The sequence below is a fragment of the Xanthomonas sp. NCPPB 1067 genome, from assembly GCF_020783795.1.
Lineage (GTDB): Bacteria > Pseudomonadota > Gammaproteobacteria > Xanthomonadales > Xanthomonadaceae > Xanthomonas > Xanthomonas melonis.
In genome coordinates this window covers 163,420-181,575 of sequence record NZ_JAJGQG010000005.1, presented here as the reverse complement: position 1 = coordinate 181,575, position 18,156 = coordinate 163,420, and the positions used below count along the sequence as shown (strand labels likewise).

Annotated in this window: 16 protein-coding genes and 1 other RNA gene; 5 read left to right on the top strand and 12 right to left on the bottom strand. The window is 66.0% G+C overall.

The features are described from left to right. Positions 1-2 precede the first annotated feature (2 nt). The 4 genes from LL962_RS06350 to LL962_RS06335 all read left to right on the top strand — a co-directional run bounded on the left by LL962_RS06350 (position 3) and on the right by LL962_RS06335 (position 2,449). Positions 3-1,127 carry a Gfo/Idh/MocA family protein gene (locus tag LL962_RS06350; protein WP_228316324.1) on the top strand — a complete coding sequence of 375 codons (1,125 nt, stop codon included), beginning with the start codon at positions 3-5 and terminating at the stop codon, positions 1,125-1,127. Between the two features lie 19 nt (positions 1,128-1,146). Beyond that, complete coding sequence (locus tag LL962_RS06345; protein ID WP_228316323.1) at positions 1,147-2,001, top strand: sugar phosphate isomerase/epimerase family protein; 855 nt, start codon at positions 1,147-1,149, stop codon at positions 1,999-2,001. Between the two features lie 16 nt (positions 2,002-2,017). Then, positions 2,018-2,314, top strand: a complete 297-nt coding sequence (locus tag LL962_RS06340) for a c-type cytochrome (RefSeq protein WP_228316322.1) — start codon at positions 2,018-2,020, stop codon at positions 2,312-2,314. A gap of 59 nt (positions 2,315-2,373) precedes the next feature. Continuing rightward, a non-coding RNA gene (locus LL962_RS06335) (sX9 sRNA) lies at positions 2,374-2,449 on the top strand. Between the two features lie 34 nt (positions 2,450-2,483). Here LL962_RS06335 and LL962_RS06330 read toward each other — a convergent pair. The 7 genes from LL962_RS06330 to LL962_RS06300 form a co-directional block, all read right to left on the bottom strand. Continuing rightward, positions 2,484-3,227 (bottom strand): 3-keto-disaccharide hydrolase, encoded by a 744-nt coding sequence (locus LL962_RS06330; protein ID WP_228316321.1) that lies wholly within the window; start codon positions 3,225-3,227, stop codon positions 2,484-2,486. A 44-nt stretch (positions 3,228-3,271) separates the two neighbouring features. After that, positions 3,272-3,847 carry a gluconate 2-dehydrogenase subunit 3 family protein gene (locus tag LL962_RS06325; protein ID WP_228316320.1) on the bottom strand — a complete coding sequence of 192 codons (576 nt, stop codon included), beginning with the start codon at positions 3,845-3,847 and terminating at the stop codon, positions 3,272-3,274. Further along, entirely contained in the window at positions 3,847-5,532 is a 1,686-nt protein-coding gene (locus tag LL962_RS06320; protein WP_228316319.1) for a GMC oxidoreductase, read from the bottom strand. Before LL962_RS06320 ends, LL962_RS06325 begins: the two co-directional genes overlap by 1 nt. 30 nt (positions 5,533-5,562) lie before the next feature. Next, positions 5,563-6,483, bottom strand: coding sequence for a hydroxypyruvate isomerase family protein (locus tag LL962_RS06315; protein WP_228316318.1), 921 nt, complete (start codon positions 6,481-6,483; stop codon positions 5,563-5,565). Positions 6,484-6,897: 414 nt separating this feature from the next. Continuing rightward, complete coding sequence (locus LL962_RS06310) at positions 6,898-8,232, bottom strand: type II toxin-antitoxin system HipA family toxin (protein WP_228316317.1); 1,335 nt, start codon at positions 8,230-8,232, stop codon at positions 6,898-6,900. After that, positions 8,229-8,489 carry a helix-turn-helix domain-containing protein gene (locus tag LL962_RS06305; RefSeq protein WP_228316316.1) on the bottom strand — a complete coding sequence of 87 codons (261 nt, stop codon included), beginning with the start codon at positions 8,487-8,489 and terminating at the stop codon, positions 8,229-8,231. The genes LL962_RS06310 and LL962_RS06305 overlap by 4 nt, the downstream gene beginning before the upstream one ends. A gap of 614 nt (positions 8,490-9,103) precedes the next feature. After that, complete coding sequence (locus LL962_RS06300; protein WP_104587292.1) at positions 9,104-9,631, bottom strand: single-stranded DNA-binding protein; 528 nt, start codon at positions 9,629-9,631, stop codon at positions 9,104-9,106. A 272-nt stretch (positions 9,632-9,903) separates the two neighbouring features. Between LL962_RS06300 and LL962_RS06295 the strand changes: the two genes are divergently transcribed. Further along, on the top strand, positions 9,904-10,902 hold the full coding sequence (locus LL962_RS06295; protein WP_104587291.1) for a polyprenyl synthetase family protein: 999 nt from the start codon (positions 9,904-9,906) through the stop codon (positions 10,900-10,902). 196 nt (positions 10,903-11,098) lie between these two features. Here the strand turns inward: LL962_RS06295 and LL962_RS06290 are convergent, their stop codons facing one another. The 5 genes from LL962_RS06290 to LL962_RS06270 form a co-directional block, all read right to left on the bottom strand. Then, a complete protein-coding gene (locus LL962_RS06290) occupies positions 11,099-11,899 on the bottom strand; it encodes a dienelactone hydrolase family protein (RefSeq protein WP_228316315.1) in 801 nt (266 codons plus the stop codon). Positions 11,900-12,298: 399 nt separating this feature from the next. Continuing rightward, a complete protein-coding gene (gene murD, locus LL962_RS06285) occupies positions 12,299-13,708 on the bottom strand; it encodes a UDP-N-acetylmuramoyl-L-alanine--D-glutamate ligase (protein WP_228316314.1) in 1,410 nt (469 codons plus the stop codon). Next, positions 13,689-15,044, bottom strand: a complete 1,356-nt coding sequence (murL, locus tag LL962_RS06280; RefSeq protein ID WP_228316313.1) for a UDP-N-acetyl-alpha-D-muramoyl-L-alanyl-L-glutamate epimerase — start codon at positions 15,042-15,044, stop codon at positions 13,689-13,691. Before murL ends, murD begins: the two co-directional genes overlap by 20 nt. Then, the gene (locus LL962_RS06275; protein ID WP_228316312.1) at positions 15,041-15,499 is read right to left on the bottom strand and encodes a hypothetical protein; all 459 of its coding nucleotides are present in this window, start codon (positions 15,497-15,499) and stop codon (positions 15,041-15,043) included. The genes murL and LL962_RS06275 overlap by 4 nt, the downstream gene beginning before the upstream one ends. Then, the gene (locus tag LL962_RS06270; protein WP_228316311.1) at positions 15,483-18,092 is read right to left on the bottom strand and encodes a bifunctional aspartate kinase/diaminopimelate decarboxylase; all 2,610 of its coding nucleotides are present in this window, start codon (positions 18,090-18,092) and stop codon (positions 15,483-15,485) included. Before LL962_RS06270 ends, LL962_RS06275 begins: the two co-directional genes overlap by 17 nt. Positions 18,093-18,156: the final 64 nt, after the last annotated feature.

Below are 18,156 nucleotides of genomic sequence, written 5' to 3'. Positions count from 1 at the left end.
CGATGAGCAAGCTTGGAATCGCCATCGTCGGCACCGGCATGATCGGCGCCGTGCATCGTCGCGCGGCACTGCTGGCCGGTGCGCAGATCCGCGGCATTGCCGCCTCTTCCCTGGAACGCGCACGCGACGCGGCCCAGGCATGGGAGGTGCCGCGTGCCTATCGCGACATCGAGGACGTGGTCGCAGATCCGCAGGTGCAGGTGGTGCACGTGTGCACGCCCAACCATCTGCACCGCGCCATGGCGCAGGCCGCGCTGGAGGCCGGCAAGCACGTGATCTGCGAGAAACCCCTGGCCACGACGTTACAGGACGCCCAGGCATTGGCGGCACTGGCCGCCTCGACCGGCTTGGTTGCCACGGTTCCCTTCGTCTACCGCTACCATCCGGTGGTCCGCGAGGCGCGCGCGCGGATCGCGCAGGGCGAACTGGGGCCGCTGCGCTTGATCCACGGCAGCTATCTGCAGGACTGGCTGCTGGACCCTGCCAGCAACAACTGGCGCGTGGACCCGGCGCTGGGCGGCGCATCGCGCGTGTTCGCCGACATCGGCTCGCACTGGTGCGACCTGGTGGAATGGGTCGGCGGCGAGCGCTTCGTCGAGGTCAGCGCGGCGTTCGCGACCGTGATCGCCGAACGCGGCGCCGTCACCGGGCAGAGCTTCAGCACACCGGCGGCGGGCGGCGCGATGCAGGCGGTCTCCAGCGAGGACGTGGCCGCGGCAATGTTCAGAACCGGCGCGGGCACGCTGGCATCGTTGACGGTGAGTCAGGTCTCGGCGGGACGCCGCAATCGCCTCTGGTTCGAGATCGACGGCGCCAGGGCCAGCGTGGCGTTCGACCAGGAGAACGCCGAACGGCTGTGGATCGGCCTGCCCGACCAGCGCGAGGAGATCTTCGTGCGCGGGCCCGGTGCCGGCAGTGACGAACAACGCCGGCTGTCGGTGCTGCCGGCCGGGCATGCGCAGGGCTACGGCAATTGCTTCGAGGCGTTCGTCGCCGACACCTATCGCGCCATCGACAACGAGCGGCCGGAAGGTCTGCCCACCTTCGAAGACGGCGTGCGCTCGGCGCTGATCGTCGATCGCGTCATCACATCGGCCAGAACACGCGGCTGGACATCCATCGATTGAATCCCGGGAGGATATTCTGATGCCTACACCTACACGCAAGACTGCGGCCCTCGCCCTGCTGCTGCTCGCCGCCCTGCCCGCCTTCGCACGCGACGCTGCCGGCCCGCACAAACCCATCGCGGTGCAGATGTACACGCTGCGCAACGCCGGCTCGCTCGAGCAACAGCTGAGGATCGTCCACGACGCGGGCGTGGGCGCGGTGGAAACGGTCGGCACGCAGAACGTCAGCGCCGCCGAACTCAAGCAACTGCTGGACAAGTATTCGATCAAGGCGATCTCCTCGCACGTACAACTGGCCGAACTCCGCAGGGACCTGGACGGCGTGGTGGCGTTCAACCGTTCGATCGGCAACACGACACTGGTGGTGCCCTACCTGGACGAGAAGGACCGGCCGGCCGATGCCGCGGGCTGGACCGCCTTGGGCCAGGAACTGGGCCGGATCGCCAAGCGGATGCGGGCCAAGGGCATGCAACTGGCCTACCACAACCATGACTTCGAACTGGTCGACTTCAATGGCAAGACCGGCCTGGAACTGCTGTTCGCAGCAGCCGGCCCCGACCTCAAGACCGAGTTGGACCTGGCCTGGGTTGCGCGCGCAGGCTACGACCCGGCGATGATGCTGGGCAAGTTCAAGGGCCGCATGTTCGCGGTGCATGCCAAGGACAATGCCCCCAAAGGCCAGGCCGAGGACGAGGGCGGCTTCGCCGCGGTAGGCCGGGGGGTGCTGGACTGGAACGCGATCCTGCCTGCCGCGGCCGGGGCTGGCGTGCGCTGGTACATCATCGAACACGACCAACCGCGCGATCCGGCGACGGTCGTCCGGACCGGTGCCGACTACCTGCGGGTACACCTGCCCGCCCGTACGCATCGCTAGCGCGAAGGAGCTTCGCTTGAAACCGATCCTGATACTGGCGGTGGCGCTGCTGGGGCCGACGCTGGCGACCACGGCGTGGTCCAAGGACGCGCCGACGGCCGGCGCACAGCTCTACGCACAACACTGCACGGCCTGCCACGGCGCGAATCGCGCAGGCATGCCGCCCGCATTTCCCGCGCTGACCGACGTGGGCAAGCGGCTGCAGCCTGCGCAGATCAAGGAGAAGATCAGCAAGGGCGGCGGATTGATGCCGCCCTTTGCCCAGCTATCGCAACAGGAACTCGACGAGATCGCCAGCTTCCTCGTGCAATAAGAGCAACGGATAGCGGCTGTGCCCACCGCCAGGCGGGTGCGGCCGGTGCTCGGTGCGGCATGTACCACGCGTACGCTGCGTTTCCTCCGCGCGGCCCACACCCACCGGACGACTGCTCGCTACGTTTCGTTGGCCGCTCCAAGCGACCGGCGCCAGCCGCACGCCGGCGCTACAGCGTGCGCACCCAGATGTTGCGATAGCTGACCTTGGAATCGTGTTCCTGCAGGTAGATCGGCGCGCAGGCATGCGGCGCGTACGACGGCGCACCGATGTACTCGGTCTTACCCGACACGACGGTGTCGTTCTGCACCAGTACGCCGTTATGGAGGACGGTGATGCGCCCAGGCGACGTGAGCCCGCCCCCCTGCGAGAAGCGGGGCGCTTTCCAGATGATGTCGTAGGACTGCCACTGGCCCGGCGCACGCGACGCGTTCACCAACGGAATGGCCTGCTTGTAGATCGCGCCGGCCTGGCCGTTGGCGTAGGTCGGGTTGTTGTCGCTGTCGAGCACCTGCAGCTCATACAGTTCCTGCAGGAAGATGCCGCTGTTGCCGCGCTGCTGTCCTTGGAAACCGCGGGTCGCGGTGGGCGTGCGCCATTCGACATGCAGTTGGATATCGCAGAAGCGCTGCTTGGTGCGGATGCCCTTGCTTCCCGGGACCACAGTCAGCGCACCGTCGGTGACGTTCCAGGGCACCGGTCCGCCCTGCTCCGACTCCCAGGCGGAGAGATTCTTGCCATCGAACAACACGATCGCGTCGGAAGGCGCGCCGCCCGGAGGCGTGGCCACGATCGCGGGAACGGGCGTCCACACCTCGGTCTTGGCCGGGTCGCGCGACGGGTTGCCGCTGGTCTGCGCGAGCGCAGGCAACGCTGCCAACAGGCAGGCCGCCATCAGCAAAGGTCTGGTCATGGTGTTCCCGGGAAAATAGCGCAGGAGCGTAGCGTTGCGATCCATCAGTTGGTCGCCCAGGCGGGCGTGCCGGGGGCATACGCCATGTCGCCGTCGTAGCGGCCCGGCACGGCGACGTAGCGCAGCACGTCGGTGGCGGCGACCTTCGAGCTGAAGAAGCTGAAGATGGTGAGCTGCTTGATCATCGTGAAGTAATGCGGCATCGCATCCGCCGTCTCGGCGGTGCCGGTATCGGTCGTTCTGACGGCGTGTTTTCTGGCTTCCGCATCCAGGCCACGCAGCAGTTCGGCGCGCGCCTGCGGCGCCAGCGATACGAATCGGCCGCCTGCGCGTTTGTCGATCTCGCGCAGGCCGGCGCGGAACGCCGCCTGCTGGCGGGCGGTGTAGCAGTCGGTGACGAATTGCGCCATGAACGGGCCGGCGCCGGCGTCCTTCGCCCCCGGCGTTCCGGTCCGCGGCAGGATGGTCTCGGCGATCTCGTCCAGCATGCCGATATCGGCGGAGGAGAACAGCGTCTTCGCTGCTGCGGCCGGCGCCTGTGCATGGGCCAGCGCGGGCAGGCCGACCATGGCCGCGCCCGTGGCGGCGACGATCATCTTCAACAGTTCGCGGCGGTCCATCACAGGTTCCCCGCTTTCAGCTCGCGCACGGCGTGATCGGCGGCCCGCGCGGTCAACGCCATGTAGGTCAGCGAGGGATTCACGCAGGCGCTGGAGGTCATGCAGGCGCCGTCGGTGACATAGACGTTCGGCGCGTCCCAGACCTGGTTGTGCTGGTTCAGCACGGAATTCTTGCGGTCGCGACCCATGCGCGCGGTGCCCATCTCGTGGATGCCCTTGCCTGGGGCGTAGTCGTCGTCGTGCATCTGCACGTCCTTGACGCCGGCGGCCTCGAACATCTCGGCGGCATCGGCCGCCATGTCCTTGCGCATGGCCTTTTCGTTCGCGCGCAAGGACACATCCATCGCCAGCACCGGCAGCCCCCACTTGTCCTTGCGCTGCGGATCCAGGCGAATCGTGTTGTCGTGGTGAGGCAGCATTTCGCCAAATCCGGTCATGCCGATGCGCCAATCGCCCGGCTGGGTCAGCGCATCCTTCAGGTCGGCGCCGATGTTGAGCTCGGCGATCTCGCGCGACCACCCGGTGCGGCTGGCGCCGCCCTGGTAGCCGAACCCGCGCAGGTAGCCGCGCCTGTCCGCGGCGACATTGCGGAATCGCGGAATGTAGAACCCGCACGGACGACGGCCGAAGTAGTACTTGTCTTCATAGCCCTCGACCCGGCCGGAGGCGCCTGCGCCGAAGTGATGGTCCATCACGTTGTGCCCGAGCTCGCCGGACGAAGAGCCCAGCCCGCCCTCCCAGACATCGGTGGCCGAGTTCATCAGCAGCCAGGTCGAGTTGAACGAGGACGCATTGAGGAAGATGACCTTGGCCGTGTACTGATAGGTCTGGCCGCTCTCCGCATCGATGATCTCCACGCCCCGCGCACGCTTGCGGTCCTTGTCGTAGAGCACTTCCTTGACGATCGAGAAGGGGCGCAAGGTCAGATTGCCGGTCTTCATGGCCGCCGGCAGCGTCGCCGACTGGGTCGAGAAATAAGCGCCGAACGGACAACCCAGGATGCACTTGTTGCGATACTGGCAGTTGACGCGGCCCTGCTCGGCCATCGGCTGAGTGATGTTGGCGGTGCGCGAATGGATCAGGTGCCTGGTTCCGCCGAAGGCCTTCTTGATCCGCGCGGCCACGTCCTTTTCCACGATGTTCAACGGGATGGGCGGCAGGAACTGACCATCGGGCAATACGTCCAGGCCCTCGCGCGTGCCGGCGATGCCGGCGAACTTCTCCACGTAGTCGTACCAGGGTGCGATGTCGGCGTAGCGGATCGGCCAATCGGTGGCGATGCCGTCCTTGAGGTTGGCCTGGAAATCCAGGTCCGACAGGCGATAGCTCTGCCGTCCCCACAGCAGCGAACGCCCACCCACGTGATAGCCGCGGTACCAGTCGAATCGCTTGATCTCGGTATAGGGCGATTCCTTTTCGTTGGCCCACATGCCCTGCAGGTTCTCGACCAGGCCGTAGTCGCGTCGCAACACCGGATAGTCGGCCTTCATCGTCTGGGTCGGCCGGTTGTAGTGAGGGAAATCCCACACTTCCTTCATCGCGTTGACATAGTCCTTGACGTGCTCGATGTTGCGTCCGCGTTCCAGCATCAGCACCTTGAGACCTTTCTCGGTCAGTTCCTTCGCCGCCCAACCGCCACTGATTCCCGAACCGACGACGATGGCGTCGTAGTGATTGTCTGCCATGGGTTGTACTTCACCTGGGTGGATAGCGTTTCAGACATCGCAGAGGCGGATCGCCTCGCGCAACGAACCGACGGGATCCGGCGCGGTAGGAATGAATTCCTGCGCCAGATAGCCATCGAAACCGGTATCGCGGATCGCGCGACAGATGGCGGGATAGTGGAGTTCCTGAGCGTCTCCGATCTCGTGCCGACCAGGCACCCCCGCAGTGTGATAATGCTTGAAGAACGCGTGGTGCTTGCCGATGGTGGCGATGATGTCGCCCTCCATGACCTGCATGTGGTAGATGTCGTACAGCAGGCCGAAATGTTCCGAGCCGATCCGCCGGCACAGCTCCACGCCCCACGCCGAGTGGTCGCACAGATAGTCGGGATGATCGACCCTGGAGTTCAGCAGTTCCATCACCAGTACGACGCCACGCTTTTCCGCATGCCCGAGAATGCGCTTGAGTCCGGCTTCGGCGTGGGCCATGCCGTCCTGCGGATCCATGCCATTCCGGTTGCCGGAAAAACAGATGAGGTTGCGATAGCCGGCATCGGCCACCAGATCGATGTGCCGCGTGTAGCGCTCGACCAGCTGGTCGTGGAACTGGCGGTTGGCGAAGCCCTTGTCCAGGCCGATCTCTGCGCCATTGCACATCGAGCTATCGACACCATTGGCCTTGAGCGTGGGCCAATCTGCCGGGCCGACCAGATCGATGGCAGCGAACCCTAGCCGTTTCACCGTCTGGCAAAGCTGGGCGACCGACTGCTGCGGGAACGTCCAGCGGGCCACGGAATGCTTCAGCTTCAGCTTGCCCTTGCCCTCGCCCGTAGCCTTGCGCGACGCGTCAACGGCAAGCGCAGGCAACACACTCGTCGCGCCAAGGCCAAGGCTCCCGGCAACAGCAACCCGCAGCGCATCTCGTCTCGTGAATCCCGGGGCCGGCGCCGGCCCGCTCGATCTGATGGACATCCGTATTCCGGCCTCCCAACCGGGATCAAATGCTGAAAATTCGCGGCGATTCAATCGATTGCACCGTATCGATTGCACCATAGAGTAGACAATCGCTTTTTTGCAAGACGCAGTGCACGAAACCCATGTCGCAGGCCACCACGTCCGGCGCACGAGTCGCTGCATGAAGGTGATGGAACGTCGGGCGATGACTCCCTGCCATTGCTGCTGATGGCATTCTTCCGAGAGGGAAAGACCTGAGTTAGGGCATTGATCCTCAACACGGACAGTCGGCACTCAGCTTGACACTGTCTGGTCCCTACCCTTGGCCTTGGCAATAGCTGCTCGGTCCTGGCGCGATACCCGCATGGGCAAAAACCAAACTGATCATTGCAACTGCCTCAGAGGCGATGGCAATCCGGCCTCGTTAACTGGTCAGCCCATCGGATCCGAATCGGCAAGGCCGGATCGGCCAATAACAACCCGCTGGGCGTTCACCGGCTCGGAGTCGGACAGTCCACGGAAAGACTCGCCAAGATCCAGCTCCCCAAGGTTGTAGGTGCGCTTGTTGCGCAGCATGCCTAGGCCCTCCTGCCACGCCAGGAGCATCCGCTTGGCGATCTCGCGGAAGCCCGGATGCTCGTTGACTGCTTCTCGCACTGCCGGCGCAACCTCGGAGATTGCCTGGCCAATCTGCTCCACGATCAGAGCTTGCTCGCGCGCGGGCACCCCGAATACCGACACGATCGACTGCTGCAGGGTCCGCCCCGGATCCCAAGTCTTGCGACCACCCAGGCTGATGCCTGGCGGGTTCTTGGCGTACTGGCCATAGGCTGCCGTAGTGAGCATGTCGTAGACAGGCGTGGCTTCAACGTCGCGGCGGGATGTGTACCGAAGCGCCACGTTCTTCGCGTGGCAGTCGGCATTCCTGAGCGCATAGGTCAACAGAACAACCGTGGCGAGATGTCGATACGCCCCCATCCTGCGATCGGCAGGAACATGATCGCGAACAGCCCTGGCGATCCGCTCCCACGTGGTTTCGTACTTGTTCGCCGGCCGCATGCCGAGCAGCGCGCAGAAGTCCTCCATGCCCCATAGAAGCTGGCCGTCGTCATCCACATCGAAGCGATCCACGACCAGCGCCTGGCCATCGCGCGAGATTTCAGTCTTGGCCGTGGGCAGTACCTTCGCCGCCACCTGCATCGACAGGTGCTCGTTGAGGGACACGAACGGCAGGTGCGGGGATGAGCCCTTGATGATGTGCCGGTGGGTGAACAGCGTTCCCTTCTGGTGGTTGCCCAGGCCGGCCAGCTTCTCCGTGTCCAGGAACTTGGGGACGACACCAGAAACACCGCTGGTGGCATGCTCGCGCACCAGTTCTGCGAAGGCGTCGGCGGAGTTGTCGCCCTGCAGGAGCGCGGCCACGTCCACTGGCTTGGCCGGCTCATCAAGCGCGGCGTCAGGAGGCGCGATCTGGATGCGCCCGATCATGTTCCTGCCGACCACCGACAGCAGGTTCATTGGGCTGCCGCCGATGTGGGGGCCGAATTGCTCCTGCAGCACCTGCAGCAAGTAGCCCTCGGGCAGGTTCATCTGGAAGATCGGGTGCAGCTGGTCGTCCCAGTCCCACCGCTCCCGCCGCACCGGCATGGTGAGTGACACGAAGTCGTCTTGCTTCACATCATCGTGGTAACTGAGCCGGCTCGTGAAACTGTTCAGATCCTCCAGCGAGGCGACCTCACGCCCGCGCACGTAGACAGACAGTTTCATCGGCGCGGCGTCATGTGCTCTTTCCGGAGCTCATCGAGGTTGCCGGCGGCCCCCTCCTCCTTGAACTCCAGCTCCATGCCTAGGGCGGACAGGACAGCAAGCAGCTTTCGGGATCCGAACTCGGACACCCTCCCCAGCTCGAACCGAGACAGCGTGTCCGACGACACCCCCGCTTGCGCGGCCACATCGGCCTGGGTCATGCGCAGGGCGCGCCGGCGATGGGCGACGGCCAATCCTAGCTCCGCGAGCGTTTGCATTAGACGTATACACCCAACTAATGAGCGAACGACCCGACTATTAGGGATATACGCCTAATTTGCAAGTGGCGGCGCGGGCGGATGGACTCCGACGTGTCGAGCCCTACTTGTGCCAACCGTACGAGTTTGAGGAGCTCAGGATCTCCTCTCTGTCTACTCAAGCCAACGACCATGGCTTGATTTGGCATATCTATTACGGACGGCAATGCACCAGACGAACACGTCCTGTCACCGTGGAAAGAGCTAGCCCCATTCTGATTCGCGAACTGCCTGACGGGCAAAGGGTGGTCGTGCACTGCAAGACAGGATTGGGCCGTGCAGGAAAGGTTGCTTGGCTTCTTCTATTGAGCTCTAAGACGAGCATTCCTGCCGAAAAGCCAGGGAAGGAACAACTCGCTCAGCCGACGGCCCGTCTTCATGCAGAACACCGTGCCGACACCTCAGCGCAGCATGCACAATCTCCAGGGCCGCCGCGAACGGCCTGTTTCCAGGACTCACGGCACCTCCAAGGGCCTCAGGGCACCCACACGAATACGCGAAGAGCCAAAAAGAAAAAAGCCCCGTAGAACGGGGCTTCTCGCTTCTCTCATCAACACTACTGGATCGAGTGCTGTTCAGAACGGGATATCGTCATCGGCAAAATCGTCCATCGGCGGAGCCGACTGCTGCTGGGCCGGTTGCTGACGGCGCGGGGCATAGTCCTGACCACCGCCGCCGTACCCGCCGCCGCCCTGGCCGCCGCCACCCTGCTGCTGGCGCGGGGCCTGCGAGCGCTGCGGACGGTCGCCGCCCATGCCGCCCCCTTCACCACGGCCGCCGAGCATCTGCATTTCGTTGGCGACGATGTCGGTGCTGTACTTCTCCACGCCGTCCTGGCCGGTGTACTTGTCGTAGCGCAGCTCGCCTTCGACGTAGACCTGCGAGCCCTTGCGCAGGTATTCGCCGGCGATCTCGCCCAACTTGCCGAAAAACACCACGCGGTGCCACTCGGTGCGCTCCTGGTTGTTGCCGTCGCGGTCCTTGCGCACGCTGGTGGTGGCCAGGCTCACTCGGGTGATCGCCATGCCGGCCTGGGTGTACTTGGTGTCGGGATCGTTGCCGAGGTTGCCGACGAGGATGACTTTGTTGATGCCGCGGGCCATAAATGCTTCCGATGATGCGCCAGCGCCGAAGCGGCACGGCGGTGAATGTCTTGGGGCCAATGTTACCGCACCTGCCACGCCCGGGTGCCGCCATACGGCCCGTCGACGGGCCGGGAAACACCGCGCTGGCAGGTGGGAATCCATGTCTGCCGGCCGTTGCGCAGGCGAGGCGCCGCAACGGTTTCCACCCTGCCCAAGGTGCCACCGGCACACGCGGCGGGACGGAACCGGCCGGGGCACCTATAATCGAGGCACATCACGAACGCCTGCGCATGACCATCGCCGAAGACCTCCCCACCGCCCTGGGCCTGCCCCAGATCCAGTCCCTCGCCGCGCCCGACATGGCCGCGGTCGATGCACTGATCCGTCGTCGCCTGGCGTCGGACGTCGTGCTGATCAACCAGATTGCCGACCACATCATCTCCGCTGGCGGCAAACGCCTGCGCCCGATGCTGGTGATGCTGGCCGGTCACGCAGCCGGCGGCTCCGGCCCGGAGCACCATCAGCTGGCGGCGATCATCGAGTTCATCCACACCTCGACCCTGCTGCACGACGACGTGGTGGACGAGTCGGACCTGCGTCGCGGACGCAGCACCGCCAATGCGCTGTGGGGCAATGCGCCCAGCGTGCTGGTCGGCGATTTCCTGTATTCGCGCAGTTTCCAGCTGATGGTCGAGCTGGACCGCATGGAAGTCATGCAGATCCTGGCCGACACCACAAACCGTATCGCCGAAGGCGAGGTGCTGCAGCTGCTGCACGTGCACAACCCCGATACCGATGAGGCCGCCTACCTGCGCGTGATCGAGCGCAAGACCGCGGTGCTGTTCGCCGCCGGCACTCGCCTGGGCGCGCTGGCCTCTGGTGCGGATGCGCACGTACAGCAGCAGCTGTACGACTACGGCATGCAGTTGGGCTTCGCCTTCCAGATCGCCGACGACGTGCTCGACTACGCCGCCGAAGCCGCCGATCTGGGCAAGAACCTGGGCGATGATCTGGCCGAAGGCAAGGCCACGCTGCCGCTGATCCACGCGATGGCACACTCGGACGAGGCCACGCGGCAGCGCCTGCGGCAGATCGTCGAACAAGGCGATGCAGCGGCGATGCCGGAAGTGCTGGCCGCAATCCATGCCACCGGCGGGCTGGACTACAGCCGTCAGCGCGCGGCCGACTATGCCAGCGCCGCCGAACAGGCACTGGACGCGCTGCCCGCCAGCCCGGCGCTGGCCGCGCTACGCGGCCTGGCCCGTTACGCGGTCGAGCGCACGCATTGATCCGGCGCGCTGGGCGCGCCGGATGGGATTTGGGATTTGGGATTCGTAAACGCGGCTTGATCGCGTCTTTGCGAATCCCGGCATTCGATCGCCTGGCGATAGGGCCAGCGTAAACCCCTGGGCACAAACTCACGGGAAAATTCGAACGACGGGACCGCGCTTTTGCGAATCCCGAATCCCGAATCACCAATCCCCGCTACAAACCAAACCGCTCGTCGAAAAAGTCACCCAACATGCGGTACGCGCGCTTGGCGGCACGTGGGTTGTACAGACATCCGGGCGGACTGTTCGCATCGGCCTCGGCGAAGCAATGCACCGCGCCGCTGAAGTTGACGAACTGCCAATCGGCGCCGGCAGCATTCATCTCGCTCTCGAACGCGGCGATGTCGGCCTTGCTCACGCCTTTGTCATCGGCGCCATTGAGCACGAGTAACGGCGCCCTGGCCGAGCCTGCGACCGCCGGGCTGGGCGTGGCGATGCCACCGTGCAGGCTGACCACCCCGGCCAGCTGCACGCCCGCACGCACCAGTTCCAACACCGTGGTGCCGCCGAAGCAGAACCCCACCGCACCGATCCGGGCGGCATCCAGCGGCGCCTTGCCGGCCTGCGCCTTGAGTACCTCCACCGCCTTGAGCGCACGAGCGCGCAGCGTCGGCGGGTCCTTCTTCAGGGCGCCGGCAAACTGCCCAGCCTCGCTGTCGTTGGCCGGACGCTTGTCCTTTCCGTATACATCCGCCACCAGCACCACATAGTCGTCGCCGGCCAGCTGCTTGGCCTTGGTCACCGCCGAGTCGTTGACCCCGCGCCAGTTCGGCACCATCACCAAGCCCGGGCGCTTGGCATCGCCGGCATCGTCGTACACCAACACGCCGCTGAAGGTGTCCTTGCCGACCTTCCATTCCAGCGGCTTGGCCTGCATCGCGGCCATTGCCGGAAACGCCAGCGACGCCAGGACGCCGACCAGGCCCACGCGGCTCCACGACCATTGCTTGTGCATGTGCTTGCTCCGGGAGATGTGCATGCAGTGTAGGCCCAATCGCTGTGCAGCACCGGTCGCGGCGCAGGCTGGCAGCAGGCGAGTGACCGGCCATGAGCCAACTCGCAGCTCCCACCACTGCCCACCACGGGGCAACGTCCCCGCGAAGGCGGCGCGAACATACTTGCTGCACGCTATCCGGACCTGCTTCGATCGAAGACGGCTTGAACGCTGCCGGCCGAGATCAGCTGACGTTGTCCGGCGATACCGGCAGCGATGACGATCGCGTCGACGCCAATGCTTCTCTCGCCGGCCTGCCCGGAGCCGGCGCAGCGAACCCTGCCCACGGCGTGAGCGCGTCGCCCTTGCCGCCATTGCCGATGGACCGTGCGACCACGCAAGCGGAGACCGGCACGCTGCTTACTGCACGCCCAGCCCGGGAATCGCACTGATCGCCGCCGGGTCGAACCCGGCCAGCTGCGCGAAATGGCGGCCGCGGGCCACGTAGTCGCTGTACGCGCCGAAGCTGGGCGCGCCCGGCGACAACAGCACCACGCCCCCCTGCTCGCCCAGCGCAGCGCGCGCCAGCTGCATCGCGTCCTCAAGATCGCTGGCGGCGTGCAGACCGAAACGCCCCGACGCGGCCAGCGGCGCCAGCAAGGCATGGATGCGCGGGCCATTGGCACCCATGGTGACGATTTCCACCGGCGCCTGTTGCGCCATGTGGTCGGCGAAATCGTGCCAATCCAGGCCGCGGTCATGACCTCCCACCAGCAGGGCCACGCGCCGCTGCGCAAAGCACGCCAGCGCCGCCAGCGACGCATGCGGCGTGGTGCTGATCGAGTCGTTGACGTAGCTGACGCCGTCGACACTGCCGAGCAGTTGCAGGCGATTGGGCAGCGGACGGAAACTGCGCGCGGCCGGCGCCAGCGCCGCGGCATCCAGCCCCAGCGCCTCCACCGCAGCCAGCACCGCGCACAGATTGCGGCGATTGTGTTCGCCGGGCAGTGGCACATCGGCGGTATCGAAAACGGCCTGCTCGCCGCGGTACACCACCTCGCCGCGCAGGTGCCAGCCCTCGGGCTGGTTGAACCAGCGCACCTCGCTGGCCGGCAGCTGCAGACCGCGCAATAGCGGGTCGGCGGCGTTGAGCAAGGCGATCCGCGGGCGGCCCTCGGTCACCAGCGACAGCTTGTCGCGCACGTAGCGCGCCTCGTCGCCGTGCCAGTCCAGGTGTTCGGGAAACAGGTTCAACACCAGCGCCAGCTGCGGGCGTGCGCCGCTGCGCGCGACCTCACCGGTCTGGTAGCTGGACAACTCGATCGCCCAGTACTCCGGCGGCGGCTGCGGCGCCAGCACTTCCAGCAACGGCTGGCCGATGTTGCCGACCAGCGCGGTGCGGTGCCCGGCGCTGCGCAGCAGGTGCGCCAGCAAGGCAGTGGTGGTGCTCTTGCCCTTGGTGCCGGTGATGCAGATGGCGCCCGGCACGTCGCCCCCGGCCTGCGCGTGCTCGGCGAACCACAGCGCAGTGCCGCCGATGAACTGGGTGCCATGCGCTGCGGCGGCAGTGAGCGCCTCGGCGCGGTAGGGGCTGATGCCCGGCGACTTCACCACGATCTCGAAGCGGCCCAGTGCATGCGCGCTGGCATCGGTTTCCATCTGCAGTGCCGCATCGCCCAGCATCGCAAGCTCACCTGCCTCCTCGGCATTGCAGAACACCGTCAGCGGCTGGGCGGGCAGCGCATCACGCAAGGCACGATAGGCGGCGCGCCCCTCGCGGCCCCACCCCCACAACGCAACCGCCCTGCCCTCAAGCTGCGAAATTCGCACGCACGCGCTCCCACAGCGCAGCCGGAATGCGGTGCTCGCCATCGAGGGCCAGCAGCGGCTCCAGCTGCAGCGCCTGCGGCTCCAGCTGCGGCAGGATCTCGCGGACGAAGCGCTTCACCAGCGCGTCTTCCTTCCACTCCGCGCGCGTGGCCAGCACCGCCATCGCCGCACGCGATTCGCGGCCTTCGCCCACGCATTCGAACGGCTTGTGGTCCTGGAATTCCAGCAACGCATCGTAGCCAGCGGCCTGCGCGCTGTCGTCGAGCAGGTTGCGCCCGAAGATGCCGACCAGTCGCGTCTTCGGCATGAACGGCGCCAGCGCGAGGAACACGAAGTGGCATTTCGGGCACACCCCGCACCAACGGTGCACCGGCCGCTCGCCCATGATGTGGAAGTTGCGGTTGCAGCTGGAAAAATGCGCGTCGTAGTGATCGGTCCTGGCGAACTGGCGTGCCACCGCCAACTCGGACAAGGGCCGCAGCAACGAGTAGTACCGCAGGTCGGCGGCCACATGGCGCTGCACGTACTCGCCGAAGGCCTGCTCGAACGCCCAGCCCTTGGACCATTGGTGATTCACTTCGCCGGTGCCGGGAATCTGGCTGCCGTAACTGGCCGAACGCTCGTTGGAGAACACCACCTGGTCCACGCCGGTGAGCAGCGCCGACAAGACCAGGATGGCCGAGTTCACCGCCGTGACCGGGATATGCCCATTCCATGCGCCCTGGCGGTTGAGCTCGAACAACTCCGGCGCCAGCACGCGGCCGATATTGAGCACCGGCAGGCCGGTCCGCTCGGCGCAGGCGCGGATCAGCTGCGAGCCGCCGATCCAGCTCACGGTCTGATCGATACCGGCATGGCGCAAGGCTTCGATGCTGACCAGCGAGTCCTTGCCGCCGCCGATGGCGACCAATGCATGCTCGCGCAAGCCCAACGCAGGCGCTTGGTCAGCTGCCTGCGCGGCCACCGGAAACGCGATCCTGCCATGCAGGTTCAAGCCATTGCGGTAGGCGAATTCGCCCAGGCCATGCAGATACACGCTTTCCACCAACGCGGCGGTGTCCGCATCGATGCTGTAATCGTCGATGGCGATGGTCGGCGGCACCGCGGCCTTGTAGTAACTCACGCCCGCGATCAGGTGCAGCAGGCGCAAGGCCTGTTGCACCGCCACGGCATGCGCGCCCTCCAGCACGAAGGGTGCACCGGGCACGGCGACGGTCTCCACCAATTCCGGGCCCTGGTCGAAGGCATACACCAGCGTCGCCACGCCGGTCTGCGCGTCGAGCGCGCAGCGCACGAAACGGAAGGTGGAGATCTGGTGTTTGTCGAAAGCGCTCATGGACTACCTGCAGGAACGTGCAAACGACGCAGATAACGTCGGCACAGGACATATTCAATCATGGAAAACGGCAGCGCGGCCCACAGCAGTGGCAGGCAACCGACCGCAAACAACAGCAGCATCACCTGCGTACCGATCACCTTCGCATCCCCGGTCGCGGCCAGCGCCACCAGCAGATACAGCAGCAGCGCAGGCACATAGCCGAGCCCGCTCAACAACACCGTGCGCAGCGCCATGCCGCCGGCCTGCCGTACCGGCATGCGCGCCTGACGGCGACGTTGCCAGCGGCCCGCCCACCATGCGCCCATGCCGGCCGCCAGCAACGCGGGCAGCACCCACTTCAGGCTGTCGGTCCAGGGCAGGCGCAGGCCGGCCATCTCGATGGCGGCGGAGATCGCCATCGACACGCCGCCGGCCAGCGCGCTGAGCGCCACGAACTCAGCCAGCGGGCGCATCGATGACCTCTTCGCGCGGCAATTCGCGCTGGTTGTAGGTACTGGCCATCGAATACCCGTACGCACCGGCATCGGCCACCAGCATCACATCCTCCGGCGCGGTGGTGGCCGGCAGCCGGCGACGCTTGCCGAACACGTCCGACGATTCGCAGATCGGCCCGACGATATCGAAACTGCCATCGGCCGGCGCGTCGAGCCGGCTGAGGTTCTCGATGTCGTGCCAGGCATCGTAGAGCGCCGGACGGATCAGCGTGTTCATGCCCGCATCCAGCCCCACGCGCTGCACGCCATCCTTTTCGATCACCTGGGTGACCTGCGCCAGCAGCACCCCGGCTTCGGCCACCAGATAGCGGCCCGGCTCGATCGCCAGCCGATAGCCCGGATGCACGGACTTGACCTCGGCCAGGCCCTTGGCCCACTCCTCCAGGTCGAACGGCTCGTCTTCGGCGCTGTAGGGAATCGGCAGGCCGCCACCGATATCGATGGTCTCCACGGTGCCGATACGGCGCGCGAAACCGGCCAGTTCGTCATACATCATCCGCCAGTGTTCGCCAGTCTCCACGCCACTGCCCAGGTGTGCGTGCACGCCGGTGATGGTGATCTCGAGCGTGCGCGCCGCCTCCACGAATTCATCCACGCGCGTGGACGACAGACCGAACTTGGACGCCTTACCGCCGGTATTGACCTTCTCGTGGTGGCCATCGCCGTGGCCCAGGTCGATGCGCAGCCACACGTTGCGGCCACGGAACACCTCGGGCCAGTTGCGCAACGCCTCCACGTTGTCGACGGTGACGGTCACGCCCAACGCGAATGCGGCTTCGTACTCGGCCTTGGGCGCAAAGCTCGGTGTGAACAGCACGCGCCGCGGCGACAGCTCCGGCAGCACCTGGAACACGCGGCGCAATTCGCCGTGCGACACGCACTCCAGCCCGAACCCGGCCTGTTCCAGCGCCATCAGGATGGCCGGATGCGCGTTGGCCTTGATCGCGTAATAGCGCTGGTCCACCGCGCCGATCTGCGCCAGCGCCTGTGCGCGGGCGCGCACCGTCGGCAGGTGATAGGCGTAGCGCGGCGTGCCGGCCTTGGCCAGCGACAGCAGATGCGCGCGCTCGGCATGCCACCAAGGCGTGGCGCGCGCGCGCACCGAGCCGATGATCTCGCGCCAGCGCGGGCCGAACACCTCGCCTTCGCCGACCGGCATCGCGCCGCTGTCGATCAGTTCGGCATGCAGGATCGGCAACAGGCCATCGGCATCGGCTTCGTCGATGACGAAGGTCAGGTTCAGGTCGTTGGACGACTGCGAAATCATGTGCACGCGTTCCTGCCCGAACGTGGCCCACACATCGGACAGCTTGTGCAGCAGCGAGCGCATGCCGCGCCCGACCAGGGTGATCGCTGCGCAGGGAACGATGATCTTGACCTTGCAGATCTGCGACAGATCCGCCGACAACGCGGCCAGCACATCGGTATTGACCAGATTCTCCGATGGATCCAACGACACGGTGACGTTGGTCTCGGCCGAACCGATCAGGTCCACCGACAGGCCGTGCTTCTTGAACAGCGCGAACACATCGGCCAGGAAGCCCACCTGCTGCCACATGCCAATGCCTTCCATCGACACCAGCACGATGCCGTTGCGGCGGCTGATCGCCTTGACGCCAGGCACCGGTTCGGCACTGCCGTCGATGCTGGTGCCTGGCAGCTCCGGGCGTTCGGTGTCCAGAATCGCCATCGGCACGCCGGAATCGCGGCATGGCTTGATCGAGCGCGGATGCAGCACCTTGGCGCCGGTGGTGGCGATTTCCTGCGCCTCGTAATAGTCCAGCCGGGTCAGCAGGCGCGCATCCGGAACTTCTTTCGGATTGGCGCTGAACATGCCCGGCACGTCGGTCCAGATCTCCACGCGGCTGGCGCCGAGCAAGGCACCGAAGTACGCCGCCGAGGTGTCCGAACCGCCACGGCCCAGGATCGCGGTGCCACCATCGGCATGGCGCGAGATAAAACCTTGCGTGATCAGCAAGCGCGTGGGCTGCGCATCGAAACGCGCGCGCCAGTCCGCATCCGATTGCCACTGGCACGACACCGACAGGCGCTTGGACCATTCGCTCTGGTTCGGCTGCGGCGGCAACGCCGCGAGCCACTGCCGCGCGTCCAGCCAGCCCATGTCCAGACCGCTGGCGCGCAGATACGCCGCACCGATCGTGGACGACAGCAATTCGCCCTGGCCCAGCACCTCGGCCTGCCAATCGAGCGTGCGCGTTGCGGCGCGCGCATCGCCAACCAGTGCGTGCAGCGCGGCCAGCCGCTCGCCCAGTACCAGTTCGGCATCCAGGTCGAGTTCGGCAACGAACGCGCGATGACGCTGCTCCAGCGCAGCCACGCGCTGCGCGCTGTCGGCCGCACCATCGGCAATGGCGGTGAGTTCGTTGGTCACCCCGGAGAGCGCAGACACCACCACCAGCACGCGGCCGCCGGTTTCGTTCGCCCGTTTGCCCGCCAGTTTTCCAATCGTGTCCCAGCGATGACGACGCGACACCGAGGTGCCGCCGAACTTGAGGACGATCCAACGATCGGTAGAGTGGGGAGCTGACATGGAGTAGGCGTTTAAGATTGGGGGGAAAGCCGGTATGCCGGGCGGAACCCCCGATTCTACTGCC